This is a genomic window from Microbacterium sp. UBA837, from assembly GCF_002296025.1.
GTDB lineage: Bacteria > Actinomycetota > Actinomycetes > Actinomycetales > Microbacteriaceae > Microbacterium.
The window spans coordinates 1-4,525 of sequence record NZ_DBHD01000052.1; the positions used below are offsets into that span (position 1 = coordinate 1).

At 65.6% G+C, this 4,525-nt stretch carries 4 protein-coding genes; 1 reads left to right on the forward strand and 3 read right to left on the reverse strand.

Translation table 11 applies throughout. The features are described from left to right. Both B3587_RS03615 and polA read right to left on the reverse strand, forming a co-directional pair. The coding region (locus B3587_RS03615) for a DUF885 domain-containing protein (RefSeq protein WP_292726618.1) at positions 1–1,109 on the reverse strand (1,109 nt) is incomplete at its 3' end. Between the two features lie 27 nt (positions 1,110–1,136). Then, positions 1,137–3,785 (reverse strand): DNA polymerase I, encoded by a 2,649-nt coding sequence (gene polA, locus B3587_RS03620; protein WP_292726620.1) that lies wholly within the window; start codon positions 3,783–3,785, stop codon positions 1,137–1,139. Between the two features lie 49 nt (positions 3,786–3,834). On the opposite strand from polA, the gene B3587_RS03625 reads away from it, so the two are divergent. Beyond that, positions 3,835–4,290: a hotdog fold thioesterase gene (locus tag B3587_RS03625; protein WP_228178699.1), complete on the forward strand. Its 456-nt coding sequence runs from the start codon at positions 3,835–3,837 to the stop codon at positions 4,288–4,290. Between the two features lie 64 nt (positions 4,291–4,354). On the opposite strand, the gene B3587_RS03630 is transcribed toward B3587_RS03625, so the two are convergent. Continuing rightward, the coding region (locus tag B3587_RS03630) for an ANTAR domain-containing response regulator (RefSeq protein WP_292726720.1) at positions 4,355–4,525 on the reverse strand (171 nt) is incomplete at its 5' end.

Below are 4,525 nucleotides of genomic sequence, written 5' to 3' on the forward strand. Positions count from 1 at the left end.
TCCTCGACACCCTCGGGCACTGACCACCACATGCGCCCGGGGCGTGAGAAGTCGTCGGTCGGGCCGGTGTAATAGATCCCGCCCTCCTTGGTGGGCGCGATCATGCACTCGAGCGTGCGGATCGGCTCGGGAATGTCGAAGTGCGTCTCCCCGAGCTCCGCCACGGCATGATCGCTCGTCTGCTGCATCCATCTCTGCAGCGCTTCCGTCCCGTGGAGTTTTCGCGCAGCATCCTTCTCGAGAAACGCGACAGCCTCTTCGACGCTGGCTCCGGTGAGGATCTCGTCGGCGATCTCTTCCTGCTCGGCTACCATGCGCGCGAGCTCTTCGATCCCCCACTCGTAGGTTTCGTCGAGGTCGATGGTCGCGCCGAGGAAGCGCCGTGAATGCAGCGCGTACAGGTCCCGGCCGACGCCATCCTGTTCCGGAGCGACCGGCGCAACCTCGCCGGCAAGCACGTCGGCGAGCTCCTCGTACGCCACGCGGGCAGCACCGGCTGCGTCGGACAATTCGCGCGCGAGGGATGCCGGAAGCTGCCCGTCGGAGGGCGCTGCCTCAGCGGCGAACTCCGCGAAGAAGCCACGGTCACTCGTGTACCGGCCGATCTGCGTCACGACCTCGCGCACCTGCCGCTGTGCAGGGACAACCCCTGCCGACACGCCGGCGCGGAGCGTTTCGACGTAGCCGCGCACCGCCTCTGGCACCGCTCCCAGTCGCGTCGCGATGACCGACCATTCGTCGGCGGTGTCGGTGGGCATGAGATCGAAGACCGCGCGGATGTCCTGCGGCGGCGAGGCGATCACGTTCAGGTCGCGAAGATGCCACTGGGCGTCGTGGAGCTCAAGGTCGAGTTCCAGCTCGCGGGTGAGGTCTGCTTTCGTGACTCTGTCGATGTCGTCAACAGGCTCTTCGGCGCGAAGCGCGGCAAGCGTCTTGCGGGCTTCGACGGCGAGTGCGTCAGCGCCGGCGGGCGAGTAGTCGCCGTAGCGTGCATTGTGCTCAGAGCGACCGATGTAGGTGGCGAGAGTGGGGACACGCTCCGCGAGCGTGTCGACCCACGCATCTGCGATCGCGTCGATGGGCGTGGCAGATCGAGGAGCTTCAGTCATGCGTTCGAGCCTAGCCAGAACAGGCGGTCAGTGCCCGGCAAGATTCCAGTCGCCGCCGCGGCCGACTTCGACATCCAGCGGTACGGAGAGTGTCGCCGCGTCAGCCATTCTCTGCCTGACGATCTCTTCAGCCCGGTCCCACTCCCCCGGCGCGACCTCGACCACGAGTTCGTCGTGGATCTGCAGCAGCACCCGCGAACGTAGATCGCTGTCGCGGAGGTCCTGGTGGATGCGGAACAGCGCGATCTTCATGATGTCGGCAGCGCTGCCCTGGATGGGAGCATTGAGCGCAGCGCGCTCGGCGTTCTCGCGCAGAACCCGGTTGGGGCTGGTGAGGTCAGGGAAGGGGCGACGACGGCCGAAAATCGTCTCGGTGTACCCGTCGATCCGCGCCTTCTCGACGGACGCTCGGAGGTAGTCGCGCACCGCACCGAATCGCGCGAAGTACTCCATCATGAGCTGTTTGGCCTCGGCCTGTTCGATGCGAAGCTGCTTGGACAGCCCGAAGGCTGAAAGGCCGTAGACGAGGCCGTACGACATGGCCTTGACCTTCGTCCGCATCTGTGGAGTGACATCGCCGGGGTCCACACCGAACACGCGCGCGCCCACGAAGCGGTGCAGGTCCTCACCGGAGTTGAAGGCCTCGATAAGCCCGGGGTCCTCCGACAGGTGCGCCATGATGCGCATTTCGATCTGCGAGTAGTCAGCGGTCAGGAGGGTGTCGTAGCCGTCACCGACGACGAAGGCCGAACGGATGCGTCGACTGTCCTCGGTCCGAATCGGAATGTTCTGCAGGTTGGGGTCGGTGCTCGAGAGGCGCCCCGTCTGGCTTCCCGTCTGCACGTAGGTGGTGTGAATGCGACCGTCGGCGCCGATCGCGGCATCCAGCGACTCGATGATCTGCCGGAGCTTCGTCGCTTCGCGATGTTGGAGAAGCAGACCGAGGAACGGATGCGGATTGGTCTCTTGCAGATCGGCCAGGACCGCGGCATCCGTCGAATACCCGGTCTTGGTCTTGCGCGTCTTGGGGAGCCCGAGTTCTTCGAACAGCACCTCTTGGAGCTGCTTCGGGGAACCCAGGTTCACCTCGCGACCGATCGTCTCGAATGCCTCGGCGGCAATCGCGTCGGCGCGGGTGCCGAGTTCTGCCGAGAACCCGGCGAGCGTCTCGTGCGAGACCGCCACCCCGTCCAGCTCCATGTCGACGAGTGCGTCGAGCGTCGGAAGCTCGATCTCGCGGAGCACGCCGGCGAGGTCGTCCGGCAGTTCAGCCCGCAGCGCGTCCGCGACTCGCAGCGTGAACCATGACAGCTGGCCGGGAGTGGCCCCCTCGGTTTCGGGAACCAGCTGCGTCGGATCGGCCTCGGGGAGCTTCTCCCCCAAGTAGCGGTCGACGAGATCTCCGAGTGTCTTGTCGGGGAAGCTCGGACGAAGAAGCCATCCGGCCAATGCGGTGTCGAACGCGAGTCCTCTTACGGGGACGCCCGCGCGGCGCAACATCTTGATCTGCGGCTTGGCGTCGGCGAACACCTTCGGGCTATCGGATGCAAACCAGCTCGAGAGGCGTGCTGCGGACTCCGTCGTCCAGGTCGTCTCGACGACATCGTCGCCTCGCGCGAATCCGAGGCGGGCGGGCAGGGATGCCGAGTTCGCTCCCCCTGCACCGGCAACGACAGTGACCGCGACCTCATCCCCGCCACTCGCCAGCCAGGCAGCCGCAGCGTCAGCGTCCACCTCTGTGGCTGCGGGGAGTTGCACCGCCGGCGCCGAATCCGCGGGTTCCTCGCCACCCAAAGCATCGAAGACTCGGGGCAGCAGGGTACGAAACTCCAAGCGCGCGAAGATGTCGCGAATGCCCTGTGCGTCCATACCGGTGACAGCGAGCTCGTCGGGGCCGACCGGCAGTTCGACGTCGCGCAACAACCGATTCAGCGCCCGGTTGCGCTTGACGTCATCGAGGTGCTCCCGCAGGTTGTTGCCCACCACTCCCGTGACACGGTCGGCGTTCTCGAGCAGCTCGTCGAGGGTGCCGAACTGGGTGAGCCACTTCACCGCGGTCTTCTCCCCCACCTTCGGGACGCCGGGAAGGTTGTCGCTGGTCTCGCCGACCAGAGCCGCGATGTCAGGGTATTGCTCAGGGGAGACGCCGTAACGCTCGCGCACGGCTTCGGGGTCGTACCGCTTGAGCTGGGACACTCCCTGCACGCTCGGGTAGAGGAGTGTGATGCGCTCATCAACGAGCTGGATCGTGTCGCGGTCGCCTGAGCAGACCAGCACGGTGTAGCCGGCCTCGGCGCCGCGGGTGGCGAGCGTGGCGAGGATGTCGTCGGCTTCGATGTCTTCTTGCTGGAGCACCGTGATGTTCATGGCACGCAGGCAGTCCTGCAGCAGAGGGATCTGCCCCTGGAACTCCTTGGGCGTCTCGGCGCGATTGGCCTTGTATTCCGCATACTCACGGGTACGGAACGACTGGCGCGAGGTGTCGAAGGCGACGGCGACGTGCGTGGGCTTTTCGGCTTTCAGCAGGTTTACGAACATCGACAGGAAACCGTAGATCCCGTTGGTGTGCTGCCCGTCTTTGGTTGTGAAGTTCTCGACGGGGAGGGCGAAAAACGCCCGAAAGGCCAGCGAATGGCCGTCGACGACCAGGAGGGTAGGCTTCGAGGAGTCCGTCACTCTGTCAGCCTACCCACGGCTTCCGACAGCACTTCTCCCGAGGGTGGTCATGAGCACGCAGCATCCGGCTAATGTCAACGGTATGGAGTGGGCGGCGCAGCGCGGCATGGGGACTCTCGCCCAAAAAATGGGCATGCAGTTCGTCGAGTTCACCGTGGAGCGTTCCGTTGCGACGATGCCCGTGGAGGGCAACACGCAGCCTGTCGGCCTCATGCATGGTGGCGCGTACGTCGTTCTCGGCGAATCGCTGGGATCGATGTCCGCGAACCTCTGGGCGGGCCCCGGACGCCTCGCGGTCGGGGTCGACATCAACGCAACGCACACGCGGTCCGCGCGTTCGGGTCTCGTGACCGGCGTGTGCACGCCCGTGCATCTGGGCCGCAGCATGACCGTTCACGAGATCGTGGTGTCCGACGATGAGGGCCGTCGTTGCTCCACAATTCGGATCACGAACCTCATCAAGGATGTGCCGCTTCCCGAGGAACTCACGCGCCCTGAGGCGTGAACCAGCGTCGCGCGCTCGTCGACTCTGCGCGTGAGCGAATGCCCGGGCTGAGCGGGCCGGGGTGTCAGGCCTTCTTCGGCGCCAGCTGCTCGATGATCGCCTTCGCGACGTCTTGCATGGTGAGGCGGCGGTCCATCGAGGCCTTCTGAATCCACCGGAATGCCTCAGGCTCGGAGAGGCCCATCTTCTCGTTCAGCAGGCCCTTGGCCCGATCCACGAGCTTGCGCGTCTCGAA

What these genes read in the sequence shown, in the direction of transcription:
- B3587_RS03625 (WP_228178699.1), top strand. Translation starts at nt 3,835, where the DNA reads ATGAGCACGCAGCATCCGGCTAATGTCAACGGTATGGAGTGGGCGGCG.